The sequence below is a fragment of the Verrucosispora sp. WMMA2121 genome (assembly GCF_027460185.1).
Taxonomy (GTDB): Bacteria; Actinomycetota; Actinomycetes; order Mycobacteriales; family Micromonosporaceae; genus Micromonospora; species Micromonospora palythoicola.
This window is the reverse complement of record NZ_JAPZBH010000006.1, coordinates 1231019-1249784: the sequence shown is the minus strand read 5'-3', so window position 1 is coordinate 1249784 and position 18766 is coordinate 1231019. Positions and strand designations below refer to the sequence as shown.

Here is an 18766-nt window from a genome sequence, read left to right as displayed (position 1 = left end):
GGTGCAATAGTTCGATCTGGTAAGGGAGGAGGGCTGGCAAGCCGGGGCCGATGACGTCGCAGTGGCAATTGCATTAGGCCACTCGGATTTGGGTCGCCGCCCCGTGGACGTGGCTCCTTACGGCCTCAGTAGCCGTCGGATTCCTTATGGCCATCGCCGTACCTGAACCGGCTGATATTTGACCTGGCCAGGCCCTCTGGCAGTGACGCGGAGCGCGGGCACGACCTTCTCGATCTCGGTGAGCAAGGAACTATCGGGGGAGCACATGATGGACGCAGTCCGTTCGCCCAGCCTGCCACGCCCGGCCGGCAGTCGATTTCGACTTGGCACAGCCGCGGTCACCGCGGTGGTCATGGCCACCGGCCTGGCAGGTGTGCCGGCTCCTGCCGCCGGAAAGGAGTCGTACCAGCCCCCCGCATCGGAGAAGATTCCGACGGTGCCGGTGTCCCCGGTGACGCCGGGCATCGAGAAGGCGCCGGCCGTGATGCCCGACGCGGCCGGTCAGCCAGCGCCGGTCTGGCCGGCCGCCGGGGTCGCCGAGGTGACTCTCGCCGCCGGTGGGGCCGTTCGGCAGAGCAAGGCGGGTGTCCTCCCCGTGCGGGTCGAGGCGGCGGGCAGGGGCGCGATCTCTGCCGCCGGGCGAGAGCTCGCGCCCGCCAACGCCCCGTCCCGGGTCCGGGTGGAGGTGCTGGACCGGGCGACAACGGAACAGGGCGGCGTTCGCGGTGTCCTGCTCCGCGTCGGCCGCAGCGATGGTTCCGCGAGCGCGGGCAGCGCCCGGCTGACGGTGGACTATGGGAAGTTCGCCACCGCCTACGGCGCGGACTGGGCCGGCCGGCTACGCCTGGTGTCGCTGCCCGCGTGTGCGCTTACCAAACCGGGCGCGAAGTCGTGCGTTGGCACGCCGCTGCGGTCGACCAATGACCTCAGGATGAGCACCGTCTCGGCGGACGTGCCTTTGTCCGGGGACAACAGCCTGGTTGCGGTGATGGCCGCCGATTCCAGCGCGGCGGGCGACTACAAGGCCACCTCGCTTCAGCCCTCGTCGACCTGGACCGCCGGGGGCAACTCCGGCTCGTTCAACTGGTCGTACCCGATGCGGGTGCCTCCGTCGCTCGGTGGACCAGCACCGAGCCTGGCCCTGTCGTACTCGTCGCAGTCCGTGGACGGCCGGCAGGCTGCGAGCAACAACCAACCGTCGTGGGTGGGCGAGGGTTTCGAGGCGAACCCGGGCGGATTCATCGAACGGCGGTACGTCAGCTGCGGCCAGGACATGGATGGTTCGGCCAACAACACCCAAAAGACCAGCGACCTGTGCTGGGAGACGGACAACGCGACGCTTTCCCTTGCTGGCCATTCGGGCGAGTTGCTGTACAACGCCACCGAGGCGCGCTGGCACCTGCGTTCCGACGACGGTTCCCGAATCGAGCGCAAGACGGGGGCCAGCAACGGCGACAACAACGGCGAATACTGGGTGGTGACCACCACGGACGGCACCCAGTACTGGTTCGGTGTCAACCGGCTGCCCGGATGGGCCTCCGGCGACCCGGTCACGAATTCCACGCTCACCGCGCCGGTGTTCGGCAACGAGCCCGGCGAGCCTTGCCATGCCAGCGCCTTCGCGAACTCCGACTGTGTCCAGGCGTGGCGGTGGAACCTCGACTACGTGGTGGACGTGCACGGCAACTCCGCCTCGTACTGGTACACGAAGGAGACCAACAAGTACGGCCGTAACCTGACTGCCAGTGATGCCACGTCCTACGACCGTGCCGGCTACCTGACCCGCATCTCGTACGGCACCCGACGCGACGGTGGGGTGGAGTCGGTGTTGAACTCCCCGGCGCCGGCACAGGTGGTCTTCGGGGTGGCGGACCGCTGTCTGTCCGACTGCACCACTCACAACGCGGTGCGCTGGCCGGACACGCCGTGGGACCAGCAGTGCACGGGTTCCAACTGCGGCACCGTGTTCGCGCCCACCTTCTGGACAACGAAACGACTGGCGACGGTGACCACTCAGATCCGCTCCGGTAGTTCGTATGCGGACGTCGAGCGTTGGACGCTGACCCACACGTTCCCCGACCCGGGTGACGGCACCCGCGCCGGCCTGTGGTTGTCGAAGATCTCCCACGTCGGACTGGTCGGCACGACCACGACCGTGCCGGACATCGAGTTCACCGGGGTGCAGTTGGCCAACCGGGTGGACACGATCGACTTCGCGGCGGCGATGAACTGGTGGCGGATCGCCAGAATCCGAACAGAGACCGGCGGCACCATCAACGTCACCTACTCCAGCCCGGATTGTGTCGCCGGCCAGACGCCGACGCCGCACACGAACACGAAACGCTGTTACCCGTCGGTGTGGACCCCGGAGGGCTACACCAACCCGGTGACCGACTGGTTCCACAAGTACGTGGTAACCACCATCTACGAGCAGGACAACACCGGCGGTGCCCCGCCTCAAGGCAGCCCCCGGGTGGTCCACACGTACAGCTACCTCGACGGTGCGGCGTGGCACTACAGCGACGACGACGGCCTGATCGAGAAGAAGTACAAAACCTGGTCGAGCTTCCGGGGCTATGGCCGGGTCGCCGTCACCACGGGCGACGCGGGGGAGCGGACCTACACCGAGACCCGCTACTTCCGGGGCATGGACGGCGACCGGGCCGCGCCGTCTGGTGGCACCAGATCGGTCACCATCGACGGGATCACCGACGCGGACTGGTTCGCCGGCATGACCCGCGAGGTCAAGACGTTCAACGGGCCGGGTGGGGCCGTAGTGAGCCGCGAGACCAGTGATCCGTGGGGATCCGCCGCGACCGCAACGCGCACCATCAACGGCGACACGGTGACCGCCCGGTTCGCCCGGGTCGCCACCACCCGCAAGTACACCAGTTTGGATGCGGGGCGCGGCGAGCGGGTCACCAGAACCACCACCACCTACGACTCCCTCGGGATGGCCGTCCAGATCGACGACCTCGGCCAGGACGGGGTCAGCGGCGACGAGCAGTGCCAGAAGATCACCTACGCCCCGCGCAACACGACGCTGTGGCTGATGGACAAGGCGCACCGTACCCAGACGTACGCCGTGCAGTGCTCGGCCACGACCGGCACCTTGACCGAGGCGGACGTGGTGTCGGACGAGCGGACCAGCTTCGACGGCGCGACCTTCGGGACCGCGCCCACCCGTGGCCTGGTCACGAAGACCGAGAAGATGACGGCCTGGAACGCGGGGACGCCCACCTTCGCCACCGTCTCCCAGGGGGCGTACGACGCGAACGGCCGGGTCACCGGGTCGTGGGACGCACTGAACGCCAAGACCACCACCGCGTACACCCCCGCCACCGGCGGACCGGTGACCGCCACCACGGTCACCAACCCGTTGCTGCACGTCGCCACGACCACGGTGAACCCGGCATGGGGCAGCAACTCCTCGATCGTCGACCCCAACGGCAAGCGCACTGACCTCACCTACGACGGTCTCGGCCGGCTGACCGCAGTGTGGCTACCAGGCCGGGACAAGGCGACCCAGTCGGCCAGCGCCACCTTCAGCTACCTGATTCGCAACAACGCCGCCACCGTGGTCTCCACCTCCCGGCTCAACGCAGCCGGCGCCTACAACACGATCTACGCCCTCTACGACGGACTACTGCGGGTCCGACAGACCCAGTCGCCCTCACCCTCGGGCGGTCGCCTACTCACCGACACCTTTTACGACACGGCCGGCCGCGAAGCGACGACGTTCGGCAGCTATCACGCGACCGGTTCTCCCGGTACGACGCTGGTGACCGCCACCGAGCGGGCCTTCGTGCCGACCCAGACCCGGACCGTCTTCGACGGCGCCGGACGTCCAACCGCCTCCATCTTCCAGCCCTACGACGCGGAACGCTGGCGGACGTCCATCTACTACGCCGGTGACCGTACCGACATGACCCCACCGGCCGGCGGCACCGCGACCTCCACGCTCACCGACGCCCGAGACCGCACCATCGCCGTACGTCAGTACCACGGTGCCAGCCCGACGCCAGGCACGGCCGGTTCCTGGGACACCACCTCCTACACCTACAACCGGAAGGCGCAACTCACCCGGGTCACGGACGCCATGGGCAACCAGTGGCTCTACGAGTACGACCTGCAGGGGCGCCGGACGAAGACCACCGACCCGGACACCGGCGTCACCACCCTCACCTACGATGCCGGCGACCGACTCACCTCATCCACCGACGCCCGCGGCAAGAAGTTGGCGTACCTCTACGATCCGCTGGGCCGCAAGCGGGCGACGTACGACAACGCTGTCGGCGGCACGATGCGCGCCCAATGGATCTACGACACGATCGCGAAGGGCCGGCTGTCGCAGTCGACCCGATTTGTCGGCGGTGCCTCCTACCAGACGAGAATCACCGGCTACACGGACCAGTACCAGCCGACCGGGACGCAGGTGGTGATCCCCGCCTCGGAGACCAATCTGGCCGGCACCTACAACTACTTCAACACGTACAACGTCGATGGAAGCCTGGCCTCGGCGAGCCTGCCGTCCACCGGCGGCGACCTGCCGGCCGAGACGCTCACCTACACCTACGACGCGCTCGGCCAGGCACTCACGATGAGCTCGCTGTACGGCACGACCAATCTGTCCTACGTGGTGGGCACGACGTACAACGCTCTCGGCGAGCTCGACCAGCTCACCCTCGACACGGACGACACCGCCGGCGGCCGGGTGTGGCAGCGGTTCACGCGAGAGCTGGAGACCGGTCGACTCACCGGCGTCCGAGTCGACCGGGACACCGTCGCGCCCAACACGCTCTCCGACGTCCGTTACACGTACGACGACGCCGGCAACATCATCAAGACGGTGGACACCGCGCCAAATCCGGTCGACGACACCCAGTGCTTCACGTACGACTATCTGCGCAGGCTCACCGACGCCTGGACCCCGAGCAACGGCGACTGCGCCGCGACACCGTCGGCCACCGCCCTCGGCGGCCCGGCGCCCTACTGGCACTCCTGGTCATTCGACCGGGTGGGTAACCGCAAAACCCAGGTCGTGCACACCAGTGCCGGCAACACCACCACGAACTACGACTATCCAGCCGCCCAGGCAGCGCAGCCACACACACTGTCGCGCACCACGACCGGTTCGGTGACCCAGAACTACCGGTACGACGAATCGGGCAACACGATCTGCCGACCGGCGGGAACGACCACGAACACCTGCCCCAGCGGCACCGGATCGCAGGTGCTCACCTGGGACCCCGAGGGAAAGCTGGAAACCAGCACCGACTCGACCGGGACCACCACCTACATCTACGACGCGGACGGCAACCGGCTCATTCGCCGCGACCCGGCCGGCAAGACCCTGTACCTGCCCGGACAGGAACTGCGCTACAACAACACCACCGGGACAACCACCTGCACCCGCTACTACACGTACGGTGGATCTCTCGTCGCCTCGCGAACGGCGACCGGTCTGACCTGGCTCGCCTCCGACCATCAAGGCACGGCGAACGTGTCGATCAGCGCCACGGCCGCCCAGAATGCCACGGTGCGGCGGCAGGACCCCTACGGCAACCCCCGAGGCGGCAACCCGACGTGGGCCAACGACAAGGGTTTCGTCGGCGGCACCATCGACAACACCGGACTGACCCATCTCGGCGCCCGCGAGTACGACCCGACCACCGGCCGGTTTGTCTCCGTCGACCCGATCTTCAACCACAAGGACCCTCAGTCCTGGAACGGGTACGTCTACAGCAACAGCACTCCGGTGACCATGAGCGACCCCAGCGGGCTGATCGTCTGCGAAGGTTCGTACACCTGCTCTGGTGGCGGTAGCGGAGGCTCAACGCCGCCTCGCGACGAGTGTTACAACTACACCGGGTCCGCCCAGCGGCGCTGTGAGACGAAGGGCGGTGGCGGCCAGAACACGAGCGCTGGACAGGCCACCGGCGGCAATGGAAGCGGGCAAAACCCGACGGCCAACATACCGACCATCCCTGCGGAGAAGAAGCGGCAACTTGACAGCTACATCAGAATGGTCATCGACCAAAACCCCGATACCTGGAACATTCCCGGATCAAACGCATACAACGCCATCATGCTCCGCATCAAGCGCGCTTTGTTCGGGGCGCCCACCTTCAAGGACTACTGGGAAGCCCTGGACCAGATGGTGGTAACCACCGTCGTGGCCATCGTCGGTGCCGTTCTCTGCGCGGAGACGGCCGGCGTGACCTGCATGCTCGCCGCCGGAGCGATCGCCGGCATCGCCGGGCAGTGCGTGGACGACTGCGAGGATACCCAGGCCGTGGCCTTGGCGGCGGTGTTCTCGGCCGCTACCGGGGGTAGGGCACCGGCCACGCGCATTCCTTGGTCGAATGGCAGTGTCAGCAGTGCTGCCAGGTCTATTGAGATGGGTAGCACAAGCATCACGGTTCGATCGCGCGCCGAGGCCGAGGAGTTGCTGCTCGGCATGTATCTTGGGCAAGGGTACCGGAACGCTACCGGCTTTGACGGAGTCGGGACCAAACAGTACTTTGGATCGAAGGTTGGCACCTATCACTGGGATGACACTATTGGTGCTGACGGCAGGGTGGTCGGGCACGGTCCAGGAAACGCTGACGGAGCGTTGCCACATCTGCAGGTCCACACATTTGAGGGCCCAATCGTTCGAATATTCTGGGGTGGTTGAATGAGGACTCAGGCCAAGAATCGGCTACTCATGACCAAGGCGCTCGTCTCGGCCAGAAGGTCGAGCTCCTCTGGCGATTGCTATTCGTGGGTCTGGGTGCTGCCTCTGCCGGATGGCAGGTTCAGAGTTGCGGCGATTGAGGTACCGAAGCAGTTGGTCGATGATGACGTATGCTTCTTTGAAGAGGATATGAGTACACCTTATCTGAAGGTTGTCGATGAAATCGGCGAGGTGGACGCGGCAGTATTGGAAGCTGGCGTAGACCCGGAGCAGTTGGATGCGCCCTGGAAGAACGATTTTCCGTTGTAGGGTTAATCTCAAGGGCTGGAATGCCGAATTGAGGGGCCGGATCGATTACTCGACTGAGTCTTTTCCATCCTGATCTTGCAGTTCAGGGACGGTGTGCGTAGCCCGAATATCCGGTGCCCGGTGCTGGTGGCTGGTGGCTGTGCTGATGGATGACGATCTCACGCACGAGCGTGGGCCGGCGCGCCGGCAGTTGCGGGATCTGGGACGGCCGCTCGTCGTCCTGGTCGCGCCGCTGCTGGTGCATCTGGCCAATCGGGACAAGCGGTTTGTCTGGACGGTGGCGGAGGTGCGCGGCCATGCCCGGGACTGGCCGCCCTCCGGTGGGGACGCCGAGATGGCGAACCTCTTCCGCTTCCAGGCGTGGTTCGGGCTGAGCATGGTCCCGCTGGCGGTGTACATCGTCGCGTCGCTGCTGCGCTCGGATCCCACCGCCAGCAATCCCGGGCACGAGGCAGTCATGACGGTCGCCGTGACGGTCAGCATGTTTGCGCTGGGAATGTTTCTGGTGAGTGCCCTCAAGTGCTCGCTGTCGCAGTACTTCAGACCGGACCTGGATCGCCGCCTCGGGCCTCCCCGCCGTCGTGATCCGCGGCCGGTCCGGCGGCGGCCGGGCTTTCTGGTCCGGTTGTGTCTGCCGTCGAACCTCGACTGGGTGCTCGCACTGATCTTCGCCAGCTGTTTTGCTCCTGCCCTCTATCCCGGGGCTGGAACGTAACGGCAGTTCCCGCTTCCGAAGAGCCTCGGCGGCGAAGGGTAGTGCCTCGTCAGGGACTGACATGACATGGCCGGCACGGGTTGCCCGTGCCGGCCACGTCGGTGGTGGTGCGATTCAGCTGGCGTACGCCTCCAGTTCCCAGAGCGAGTGACCCCACGCGGTACCCCGGGCGGTGCCGTAGATCCGCAGGTAGCGGCCGTTGGCACCGAGCGCGGTGTGCTCGTCCACCCCGCCGTCGGCCCCGGTCACGGTCTTCACGTCGACCCAGGTGGTGCCGTCGTTCGAGGTCTGGATGCGGTACGAACTGCTGTACGCCGCCTCCCAGCTCAGCTTGACCCGGCCGATGGCGGTCGGGCTGCCGAGGTCGACCCGGATCCACTGCGGATCGGAGAACGCCGACGACCAGCGGGTGGTGAGGCTGCCGTCCACCGCCTGGGCGCCGGACATGCCGGCTCCCTCGCTGCTGGACGTCAGCGTCGGCTTGTTCAACAGCAGGTTGGTGCCCGGCTGTGGCCCGCTGGTGCCGCCGTACACCTCGAACTCGAACAGGGAGTAGCCCCAGCCGGTGCCCCGGGTGGTGCCGGTGAGCCGCACGTACCGGCCGGAGCCGGTCAGCCCGGTGAGGTCGTCCACGCCACCGTCGCCGCCGGTCACGGTACGGATGGTGGTGAAGTTGACCCCGTCCGGCGAGGTCTGGATCTGGTACCCGCTGCCGTACGCCGTCTCCCAGGTCAGCTTGACCCGGTTGATGGCGTAGCTGGCACCGAGGTCCACGTCGATCCACTGTGGGTCGCTGAACGCGCTGGCCCACCTGGTGCCGAGGGCGCCGTCGAACGCGTTGGCGGCGACGAAGGCGTCCTGCACGCTGGAGGCGCGGGCCGGCTTGCCCCGGGCCAGGTTGGTGCCCGGTTCCGGGCCGGGTCCGGGGCCGCCGCCGGGGCCGGTCGAGAGGGTGAACTCGTCGATGTCGAAGTACGGTCCGGTGCCCTTGAAGACCAGGTACAGGGTGCGGGTACCGGTCGGTGCGGTGATCGCGCCGGTGACCGTGGCGAATGTGGCGTACCCGCCGGTCGGCACCACCGTCGCCTGGCCGACCAGCGGTCCGGTGGGGGAGTCGACCCGCAGTTCGAGGGTGCCACCGCCGCCCGCCGGGGCGCCGACCCGGGCGCTGAACGACTGGATGCCGGTCAGGTTGTACGGGTGGAACGAGATCCAGTCGTTGTTGTCGACGTACCCGATCGCCGCGCCGCCGTGCGCGCTGCCGGGAGTGACGACCTGGATGCCGGACGAGTCACCGAAGTGCTCGGCCTGGCGCACCCGGGGCTGGAGGACGGCCTGGGTGTGCGTGGTGAGCGGGGGCTGGCCGGCGCCACCGAGGTCGGTGTACTCGGCGTCGATGATGCCGAAGATGTTCGCCGCGGTGTCGTGCTCGCCGTCGACCGAGGTCTGGATGACCCCGGAACAGCCCTGCACGCTGCTGATCTGGTGGCCGTGTGAGTCGTGGCCGAGGACGTAGTTCACCTTCACCCGGGCGCAGTCGATCGGGCCGTCCTGCGCGTCGGTGACCGTGACGCTGAACGGTACGGCGTCGCCGAAGGTGAACGTGGACCCGTGCAACGGCGTGTTCACGGTGACCACCGGCGCGCTGTTGCCGACCGTGATGACGGTGCTCGCGGTACCGACCTTGCCGGTGCTGTCCCGAACGGTCAGGGTCGGCGTGAAGGTGCCGTTGGCGGTGTAGGTGAACGTCGGGTTCGCCGCGGTCGAGTCGGTGGTGCCGTTGCGGTCGAAGTCCCAGGCGTAGGTGAACGGGTCGCCGTCCGGGTCGAGCGTGCCGGCCGACGAGAACCGTACGGTAAGCGGTGCGACGCCGCTGGTCGGGGTGGCCGAGACGACCGCACGTGGGGCTCTGCCCTCGCGGGCGTACTCGATCCGGTAGAGGGCCGAGTTGGCGTCGCCGTTGAACCAGCCGGTGCCGTAGTCGAGCACGTAGAGCGCGCCGTCCGGGCCGAACTCCATGTCCATGACCTGGGTGCCGGTCCACGGGAACGGGTTGATCTTCAACGGCTGGCCGGCCGGGTCGAGCTTGATGTTCTTGATCCAGCGGCGGCCGAACTCGCCGGCGAAGTACGTCCCGTCGTAGTACTCCGGAAACGCCACGTCCGAGGTGCTGTCCGGGTCGAACCGGTACACCGGGCCGCCCATCGGGGACAGACCACCACCGGTGAACTCCGGCGGGGAGCCGGATCCGCCGTACGGCAGCCAGGCCGGGACGGCCGGCGGCAGCTGGGTGAGTCCGGTGTTGTTTGGCGAGTTGTTCACCGGCCCGTTGGCGCAGTCGAACTTCGGGCCGGACGGGCCGGACGGGAAGGTGTAGTCGTTGTACGCGTCGTTGCGGGCGGTGCAGTACGGCCAGCCGTAGAAGCCGGGCTTGTCGATCCGGGCGAACTCCACGTTGCCCGCCGGACCCCGGTTCGGGTCGGCGGTGCCCGCGTCCGGACCGTAGTCGCCCAGGTAGACGACGCCGGTCTCCCTGTCCACGCTCATCCGGAACGGGTTGCGGAAGCCCATCGCGTAGATTTCCGGGCGGGTCCGCGCGGTGCCCGGCGCGAACATGTTCCCGGCCGGGATGGTGTACCCGCCGGCCGCGCTCGGCCTGATCCGCAGCACCTTGCCGCGCAGGTCGTTGGTGTTGCCCGAGGTGCGTTGGGCGTCGAAGGCCGGGTTGCGGCCGGCCCGCTCGTCGATCGGCGTGAAGCCGCTCGACTCGAACGGGTTGGTGTCGTCGCCGGTGGACAGGTAAAGGTTGCCGGCCGCGTCGAAGTCCATGTCGCCACCGACGTGGCAGCACATGCCCCGGCTGGTCGGCACGTCCAGGATCAACGTCTCGCTGGCCAGGTTGATGGTGTTGTCCGGGTTGGCGGTGAACCGGGACAGCCGGTTGACGCCGTCCCACCGGGCGAAGTCCGCCGGCGTACCGGTGGCCGGCGCTCCGCCACCGGGGGTGTCCAGCGGTGGCGCGTAGAACACGTACACCCAGCGGTTGGTGGCGAAGTTCGGGTCGGCCTTGATGCCCTGCAGGCCCTCCTCGTCGCCGGTGTAGACCGGCAGCGTGGCGGCGACCTTGGTGTTGCCGGCCGCGTCGGTGTGCCGGATGACGCCGTTGCGGGAGGTGTGGAACACGCCCCGGTCCGGCAGCACGGTGAGGCTCATCGGCTCGCCCGTCTCGGCCGCGCCCTTCGCCAGCTCGACCTGCTGGAAATTGCTCGTCACGGTGGCGCCGCAGTCGGCCTCGGCCGCGCCGGCCGCGCTCATGATGCCGCCGAGCAGGTGGGTACGGAAGTTCGGCTCGGCGTACGACTCGTCGGTGTGCCCGAGGCCGGTGTACCAGGCCCGGCCGCCGGAGTAGTTGTGGCACCAGGAGATCGGGTGGTCGTACCCGTTGCCGCCGCCGCTGTAGGTGCTCTCGTCGAGGGTGGCGAGCACGTGCACGCTGCCCCGGGGGTTGGTGCGGTAGTTGTACCACTCGTCCAACCGGGTCCAGCGCTGCGGCAGCGAGGCGGTGGACGGGTGCACCTGGTCGGCGACCTTGATGGTCGCGGTCTGGTTGGCCGGATGCGAGGCGAAGTACGCCCCGACCAGCCCGCCGTACCAGGACCACTCGTACTCGGTGTCGGCGGCGGCGTGCACGCCCACGTACCCGCCACCGCCCTGGATGTACCGCTCGAACGCGGCCTGCTGGCTGGCGTTGAGTACGTCACCGGTGGTGGACAGCCAGATCACCGCGGCGAACCGGTCCAGGTTGGCGTCGGTGAACTGGGCCGCGTCCTCGGTGGTCTCGACGGTGAACCCGTTGGCCGCACCGAGCTGCTGGATGGCGGCGATGCCGGGGACGATGGATCCGTGCCGGAATCCGGCGGTCTTGCTGAAGACCAGCACGGTGAACGGTGCGGCGCTGGCCGCGGGTGGTACGGCGACGATGCCGCCGGCCACGAGTATCGCGCTCAGTACGGCGCCGAGCCACGATCTCAGAGATCTGCGCACGGTGGGTCCCTTCGAGGACGGCGTGCGCCGATCACGCCTGGCGGGGTGGAGGTGGTGGAGCCGAGCATGCTCGCGGCCCGCTCAACGCGCCGTCGCCGGTGCGAGCGTGAGGCATGTACATACATCGTTACGGCTGCGTCACGGGCGCGTCAAGCACTCCAGCGTTATTCGTGAGAGCGTTATCTCGGCAGGTCAGCGATGACTGGTAGATCTCGTCTGCGGGGCCCGCTCAGGGGAGGGTGAAGTCGAGGCGGGTGACCTGATCGGCGGTCACCGTCGCGGTCTGCGGGCCGCTGTGCCGATCGCCGGTGCGCACGGTGATGTCGTACCGGCCTGGCGGGAGCCGCCACTCGTAGCGGCCGGCGTCCCCGGTCAGGACGCCGATCTCGGGGATCGCCGGCGCGGGCTCGTCGAGGGCGGTGACCTGCACGGACGCTTGGCGTACCGGCTCGCCCGCCGGGGTGGTGACGGTGCCGGTCACGGTTCCGGTCGGGCTGGTGCTGCCCGGCGGCGGGGGCGGCCCGTCGTCCGAGACGGGTTCGTCGCCGCCGAAGGCCAGCAGGCTCGCCCCGATCAGCAACGGCACGGCGATCAGGAGGGCGAGCATCCCGAGACGCGTCCTGCTCATGACTGCTCCCTCACGTGTGATGACGGACAGTAGCTGGGATGTGCTCGGGATGCCGTCGGTTCCGTGCGGGTGGGCGGCAGTACGCCCACCCACCCGCACGGGGCAACTCGGGTCAGCTGTTACGCCAGGTGATCAGATTGTTGAAGACGCTCTCGGTGATGCGGGTGCCGTGGTTGTTGGTGGAGTGCGGCGAGGAGCCGTGCAGGCCGTACGCGTGGATCGCCATCACGCACTGCCCGGTGCAGTACGAGCTGCCGGCGGCCCGGGTCTGGTAGACCGGGCTGCCGCTCTGGCAGCCGAAGGTGTCGTTCTGGTAGAACACCTGCCGGGCGTGGGTGACCGCGACGGTCTGCCCGGCGTGCCGCCACTGCTGGCCGAAGGTCTTGTCGCACGGATAACCGCTGACGGTGGTCGCGGTGCCGGTCAGCGAGGCGCTCTGCCACCACATGCCGAACCAGCCGGTGCTGTTGCCGGCGGCGCAGCTCAGCCGGATGGCCCCGTAGTCGTACGTCTCGTCGCCGTTCTGGGTCCAGCCGGTGACCGACAGCAGTTGGGCGGCGGTGCAGGTGCCGTACGGCGTCGACGTCCCGTTGCGGCCCGGGATGATCTGGAAGTCCCCGCGCGGGTAGAAGTTGTTGCCACCGCCGCCGTTCTGACCACCGCCCGGGTGCACGCAGTGCCCGGCGGTGGCGATGATGCTCGGACCGTAGAGCCAGCCGGTGCAGCCCCAGGTGGTGCCGTTCGTGGTGCGGACGATCTGGACGATGGCGCTGGACGGGAAGACGGTGGTCGGGTCGACCCGGACCCGGTTGTCGGTGCCGATGACGCTCTGGATGCCGATCGAGTCGCCGTCGGCGGCGACGGGGCGAGCGCCGGTGTCGAACCGGCTGCCTCCCGGCCCGGCCTTGCCGGTGCCGACCGATCCGGAGGTGCCGGAACCCCGTACGCCGTCGAGGCCACGCTGCACCGTGGGTAGCGCGACGGCGGCGGGTACGGCGCCCGAGTCGGCGACCGCGCCGTGCACGTCGGTGCGGGCGGCGGTGGTCGACGCGGCCGTGGCCGGTGCGGCGGCGAGCGCCGACGCCAGGACGGCGGTGATCCCGATCGCGAGAATGACCCCCGGCCGGGTTTTGCTGAATGGTGTGGACGTCACGAGAGCCCTCCTCATCGAAGCTGAACGCCTCCGATGGGCAAGCTATATCGACCAGTTTGATCCACTCTCGTCTGTGTCTGTCCGTCGACACCGATACGTTCAGTTTCGGACAGATCGCGCTACGTGTCGGCGCGCTCCTGCCCGGCCCCGGCACCGTGATCAACGCCGCTCAGGCGGCGACGGCCTGCTGCGAGTACACCCACAGGCGCTCCGCCGCCGCCGGGTCGAGGGCGTGCGGGGCGACCCCCGCCTCGGCCTCCGCCGGCACCGGAACGACCTCGGCCTCCTGGTTGTCCTCGAAGTACCGCCCGGTGACGCCCTCGACGAGCGGTGAGGCGGCCAGCAGGACCGAGGTCGAGGCGCCCTGCTCGGGCGTCTTGTAGTAGTCCAGCGGGACCCGGTTACCCGCCTCGTCCAGCACACCGAAGGCCCGCATCGTCTCGTCGTCGAGATGGCGCTGGAGGTTGGTCAGGATGTAGCCGGGGTTGGCGGCGTTGGCGACGATGCCCTCGTCCGCCCAGCGGTTGGCGATTCCGACGGCGAACAGCACCGTGGCGGTCTTCGACTGGCCGTACGCCGACCAACGGTCGTACGGACGTTCGCCGAAGTGCGGGTCGGTGAAGTCGAAGGGCTCCCGCAGGTGCGCGCCGGAGCTGACCAGGACGACGCGGGCCGAACCGGCGGCGCGAAGGTTGTCGTGCAGGCCGGTGACGAGCGCGAAGTGCCCGAGGTGGTTGGTGGCCAGCTGCGCCTCCCAGCCCTGCGCGGTCAGCTCACGCGCCGCCACGGCCATGATCCCGGCGTTGGCGACGACCGCGTCCACCGCGCCCCGCCAGTCCGCCACGAAGGCGGCCACCGAGGTCAGGTCGGACAGGTCGAGCGGGGCGACCCGGGCCGAACCCGGCAGGGCTGACATCTCCTCGACCATGTCGGCGGCGGCGGCTGGTCTGCGGATGGCGATGGTCACTTCGGCGCCGGCGCCGACCAGTGCGCGGACGGTCTCGGTGCCGAGGCCGGAGGCACCGCCGGTGACGATGATCCGGCGGCCGGTGAGGTCGACGCCCGCCAGCACCTCGGCAGCGGTCGTCCGTGGCCCGAACGGGGTGACGACCCGGGCACGGGTCTTCGTGTTCTCGTCCATGAGGGCAACGTTAAGGCCCGCGCATCGGACGTACTATGGTTTCCAGTCCAGTTCTCTTTAGTGTGAGTCCAGGAGGCGGCCGTGGATCCGCTGCACGACGTGCTGAGTCTGGTCGGTGCCACCGGCCACGTCTCGGCCAGTATGGCGGCGGGCGGCAGTTGGGCGGTCGAGTTCGAGGCACCGGTGGGCATCAAGTTCAACGCGGTCCGCCGGGGGCGCTGCTGGTTGCGCGTGGACGGTTGCGCCGAGGCGCTGCCGCTGGTGGAAGGCGACTGCTACCTGCTGACCCGCGCCCGGTCGTACACCCTCTTCAGTGACCCCGAGGCGGTCCCGGTGCCGGCGGGACCGGTCTTCCTGGCGGCGACGGGCGGGGTGGCCCGCATCGGAGCGGGCGACGACTTCGCGGCCATCGGCGGTGCGTTCCACTTCGGCGAACGGGCCCGCACCCTGCTGCTCGACGCCCTGCCCCCGGTGGTCCACGTGCCCGGCGCCGCCGCCGAGGCCGCCACCCTGCACTGGGCCATCGACCAGGTCGATGCGGAACTGCGCCAGCAGCGGCTCGCCGCCGGCCTCGTCGCCGAGCATCTCGCGCTGGTCATGCTGATCCAGATGCTCCGTCACCACCTTGCCGCCGACGCCCGAACGACGACCGGCTGGCTGGCCGGTCTCGGTGACCCGGTGGTCGCCGTGGCGCTGCGGGAGATGCACCAGCGCCCGGCACACCCGTGGACGGTGGCTGAGCTGGCCCGGGCCGCCTCGGTCTCCCGCTCGACCCTGGCCGCACGCTTCCGGACGGTCGTCGGCCGGGCTCCGCTGGAGTACCTCACCGACTGGCGGGTGGAACTCGCCGCCGACCGGCTCCGCCGGACCGATGACACCCTGGCCCGCATCGCGCAACTGGTCGGCTACGGCTCCGAAAGTGCCTTGAGTGTCGCCTTCAAACGCACCACCGGCCACACTCCCCGCGCCTACCGCCGCCACAGGCCCTAGCAGACCCGGGCCGGGGTGGGGACGGCGTCGGGGCCGTCGTGCTGCACGGTGGTCAGGTTGGTGAGGGTGGTCTCGGCGATGTTGTGCAGGCCGTCCTCGGTGAAGAACGCCTGGTGGCCGGTGATCAACACGTTCGGGAAGGTGGTGAGTCGGGCGAAATCGTCGTCGCCGAGGACCCGTTCGGAGCGGTCCTCGAAGAACAGGTCACTCTCCTCCTCGTACACGTCGAGGCCGAGGTAGCCGATCCGGCCGCTCTTGAGCCCGTCGATCACGGCCCGGGTGTCCACCAGTGCCCCGCGGCCGGTGTTGATCAACATGACGCCCTCGCGGAACAGGGCGATCCGGTCGGCGTCGATCAGGTGCCGGGTGTCCGGGGTGAGCGGGCAGTGCAGGGTGACGATGTGCGACTCGGCGAGCAGCCGCTCCAGCGGGACGTACTCCACCCCGGCGGCGACGGCCGCCTCGTTCGGGTACGGGTCGCTGGCCAGCACCCGGCAACCGAAACCCGCCATGATCTGGGCGACGCAGACGCCGATCCGCCCGGTGCCGACAATGCCGACCGTACGGCCGTACAGGTCGAAGCCGAGCAGGCCGGCGAGGGCGAAGTTGTGTTCGCGTACCCGGTTGTAGGCGCGGTGGATCTTACGATTCAGCGAGAGGATCAGGCCGGCGGTGTGCTCGGCCACCGCGTGCGGTGAGTACTCCGGCACCCGTACCACGGTCAGCCCCCGTTTGCGGGCGGCGACCACGTCGACGTTGTTGAAGCCGGCCGAGCGCAACGCCACCACCCGGACGCCGACGTCGGCGAGCTGGCCGAGCACATCGGCGCAGAGGTCGTCGTTGACGAAGGCGCAGACCGCGTCCGAGCCCTCGGCCAGCCGGGCGGTCTGCGCGGTGAGCCGAGGTTCCAGGAAGGTCAACTCGTGACCGGCCGCGGCGTTCGCCTCGCTGAGGAACGTCCGGTCGTACGGCTTGGTGCTGAACACTGTCACTCGCATGGCCCACCTCCACCTTCACGCTAGAGCCGGACACCGACCGGGGGCAGGATCCTCGGCCGGTCAGCTCAACCGGGCGTCGATGTCGGCCAGTTCCTCGGCGGTCAGGTCGAGGTTGTCCACGGCCGCGATGTTCGCCTCCAACTGGGAAACGCTGCTGGCGCCGATGATGAGGCTGGTCATCCGGGGGTCGCGCAGCGCCCAGGCGAGCGCGAGCTGGGCGAGGGACTGGCCCCGGCGCTCGGCGATGGCGGCCAGTCCACGGATGGTGGCCAGCCGCTGCTCACTCACGTCGCTCTCGTCGAGGAAGACGCTGGTGCGCACCCGGGAGTCGGTCGGGATGCCGTCGAGGTAGCGGTCGGTGAGCAGGCCCTGGGCCAGCGGGCTGTAGGCGATGCAGCCGGCGCCGACCCGCTCCAGCGTGTCGAGCAGCCCGTCCTGTTCGGTCCACCGGTTGAACATCGAGTACGCCGGCTGGTTGATCAGCAACGGGGTGCCCAGGTCGCGCAGGATCGCCGCGGCCCGCTCGGTCTGCTCGGAGGTGTAGTTGGAGATGCCGACGTAGAGGGCCTTACCGGAGCGGACGGCGGCGTCGAGAGCGCCCATCGTCTCCTCCAGCGGCGTGTCCGGGTCGTACCGGTGGCTGTAGAAGATGTCGACGTAGTCCAGGCCGAGCCGGCGCAGCGACTGATCGAGTGAGGCGAGCAGGTTCTTGCGGGAACCCCACTCACCGTACGGCCCGGGCCACATCAGATAGCCGGCCTTGCTGGAGATGATCAACTCGTCGCGGTACGGCCCGAGGTCGTCGGCGAGCATCCGGCCGAAGTTCTCCTCGGCGGAGCCGGGCGGTGGACCGTAGTTGTTGGCCAGGTCGAAGTGGGTGACGCCGAGATCGAAGGCGCGTCGGACGATGTCCCGCTGGCGCTCGAACGGGCGGTCCGGCCCGAAGTTGTGCCACAGGCCGAGCGAGATCGCGGGCAGCCGAAGTCCACTGGCTCCGCTGCGCCGGTAGGTCATCTGGTCATAGCGCGTGTCGGCGGCGAGGTAAGTCACGATCATGACCATATCCCGAGGTACGGTCGCTGGCTTGAGCTGCGGCCGTGGTGCGCCGCGAGGGGTAGCGTCGACGTATGCGTTACGTGCGGCTCGACACTGCGAAGCCTCTGTCCAGGATCGGCCTCGGTACGTGGCAGTTCGGTTCGCGGGAGTGGGGGTACGGCCCCGACTACGAGCGGCTGGCGGCGAGCATCGTCCGGCGCGCCGTCGAGCTGGGCGTGACCCTCTTCGACACCGCCGAGGTCTACGGATTCGGTCGCAGTGAACGGCTCCTCGGCGCGGCACTGGCCGCCGACCGGGACAAGGTGGCCATCGCCACCAAGATCCTGCCGGTGCTACCGGTCGCGTCGGTGGTGCAGCAACGGGCGGTGGCCTCGGCGGCCCGGCTCGGGGTCACCGGCATCGATCTCTACCAGGTGCACCAGCCCAATCCGGTGGTCAGCGACCACCGGACCATGCGCGGGATGCGCGTGTTGCAGGACATCGGCCTGGTCGCCGAGGTCGGGGTGAGCAACTACAGCCTGCGCCGCTGGCAGGTGGCGGAGGCGGCACTGGGCCGGCGGGTGCTCAGCAACCAGGTCCGCTACAGCATGCTGGACCGCAAGCCGGAGGAGGATCTGCTCCGGTACGCCGAACAGGCCGGTCGGCTGGTCATCGCGTACAGCCCGCTGGCGCAGGGCTTCCTGTCCGGGCGGTACGACGCGAACCATCCGCCGGTCGGCGCGATCCGCCGGGCCAACCCGTACTTCCTGCCGGAGAACCTGGAACGCGGCGGTGCGTTGATCGAGACCCTGCGGCAGGTCGCCGCCGCGCACGACGCGACGCCGAGCCAGATCGCCCTGGCGTACGTGCTGCGGCACCCGAACGTGGTGGCCATCCCCGGTGCGTCGAGTGTGGAACAGTTGGAACGCAACGTCGCGGCGGCCGAGATCGATCTGACCGACGACGAGTACGCGGCGCTTGTCAACGCCGCCCGGGCGTTCCGCCCGGTCACCGGGCTGGCCGCCGTACCGAAGCTGATCAGGTCCCGCACGCGCGGCTGAGGGTCCGTCGTGT

11 protein-coding genes are annotated in these 18766 nt (G+C 68.8%); 5 read left to right on the top strand and 6 right to left on the bottom strand.

Annotated elements, in window-relative coordinates:
• Nucleotides 1-436: 436 nt before the first annotated feature.
• The 3 genes from O7605_RS14640 to O7605_RS14630 all read left to right on the top strand — a co-directional run bounded on the left by O7605_RS14640 (nt 437) and on the right by O7605_RS14630 (nt 7703).
• A complete protein-coding gene (locus O7605_RS14640) occupies nt 437-6679 on the top strand; it encodes an RHS repeat-associated core domain-containing protein (RefSeq protein ID WP_332317126.1) in 6243 nt (2080 codons plus the stop codon).
• 30 nt (nt 6680-6709) lie between these two features.
• A complete protein-coding gene (locus O7605_RS14635; RefSeq protein WP_269739705.1) occupies nt 6710-6988 on the top strand; it encodes a hypothetical protein in 279 nt (92 codons plus the stop codon).
• 133 nt (nt 6989-7121) lie between these two features.
• On the top strand, nt 7122-7703 hold the full coding sequence (locus O7605_RS14630) for a hypothetical protein (RefSeq protein ID WP_269739704.1): 582 nt from the start codon (nt 7122-7124) through the stop codon (nt 7701-7703).
• A 114-nt stretch (nt 7704-7817) separates the two neighbouring features.
• Here O7605_RS14630 and O7605_RS14625 read toward each other — a convergent pair whose 3' ends face one another.
• From O7605_RS14625 to O7605_RS14610, 4 genes are all read right to left on the bottom strand, one after another.
• A complete protein-coding gene (locus O7605_RS14625; RefSeq protein ID WP_269739703.1) occupies nt 7818-11747 on the bottom strand; it encodes a ThuA domain-containing protein in 3930 nt (1309 codons plus the stop codon).
• A 229-nt stretch (nt 11748-11976) separates the two neighbouring features.
• A complete protein-coding gene (locus O7605_RS14620) occupies nt 11977-12375 on the bottom strand; it encodes a carboxypeptidase-like regulatory domain-containing protein (RefSeq protein ID WP_269739702.1) in 399 nt (132 codons plus the stop codon).
• A gap of 112 nt (nt 12376-12487) precedes the next feature.
• Nucleotides 12488-13528, bottom strand: a complete 1041-nt coding sequence (locus O7605_RS14615) for a trypsin-like serine peptidase (protein WP_269739701.1) — start codon at nt 13526-13528, stop codon at nt 12488-12490.
• A gap of 169 nt (nt 13529-13697) precedes the next feature.
• Nucleotides 13698-14669 (bottom strand): SDR family NAD(P)-dependent oxidoreductase, encoded by a 972-nt coding sequence (locus tag O7605_RS14610; RefSeq protein WP_269739700.1) that lies wholly within the window; start codon nt 14667-14669, stop codon nt 13698-13700.
• Nucleotides 14670-14750: 81 nt separating this feature from the next.
• Here O7605_RS14610 and O7605_RS14605 point away from each other — a divergent pair, with 81 nt between their 5' ends.
• The gene (locus O7605_RS14605; RefSeq protein WP_269739699.1) at nt 14751-15659 is read left to right on the top strand and encodes an AraC family transcriptional regulator; all 909 of its coding nucleotides are present in this window, start codon (nt 14751-14753) and stop codon (nt 15657-15659) included.
• Here the strand turns inward: O7605_RS14605 and O7605_RS14600 are convergent.
• Together O7605_RS14600 and mgrA are read right to left on the bottom strand one after the other, a co-directional pair.
• Nucleotides 15656-16657: a 2-hydroxyacid dehydrogenase gene (locus O7605_RS14600; RefSeq protein ID WP_269739698.1), complete on the bottom strand. Its 1002-nt coding sequence runs from the start codon at nt 16655-16657 to the stop codon at nt 15656-15658. The two genes, O7605_RS14605 and O7605_RS14600, sit on opposite strands and share 4 nt — an antisense overlap.
• Before the next feature lie 60 nt (nt 16658-16717).
• Entirely contained in the window at nt 16718-17713 is a 996-nt protein-coding gene (gene mgrA / locus O7605_RS14595) for an L-glyceraldehyde 3-phosphate reductase (RefSeq protein ID WP_269739697.1), read from the bottom strand.
• 71 nt (nt 17714-17784) lie between these two features.
• Here mgrA and O7605_RS14590 point away from each other — a divergent pair, with 71 nt between their 5' ends.
• Nucleotides 17785-18753, top strand: coding sequence for an aldo/keto reductase (locus O7605_RS14590; protein WP_269739696.1), 969 nt, complete (start codon nt 17785-17787; stop codon nt 18751-18753).
• Nucleotides 18754-18766: the final 13 nt, after the last annotated feature.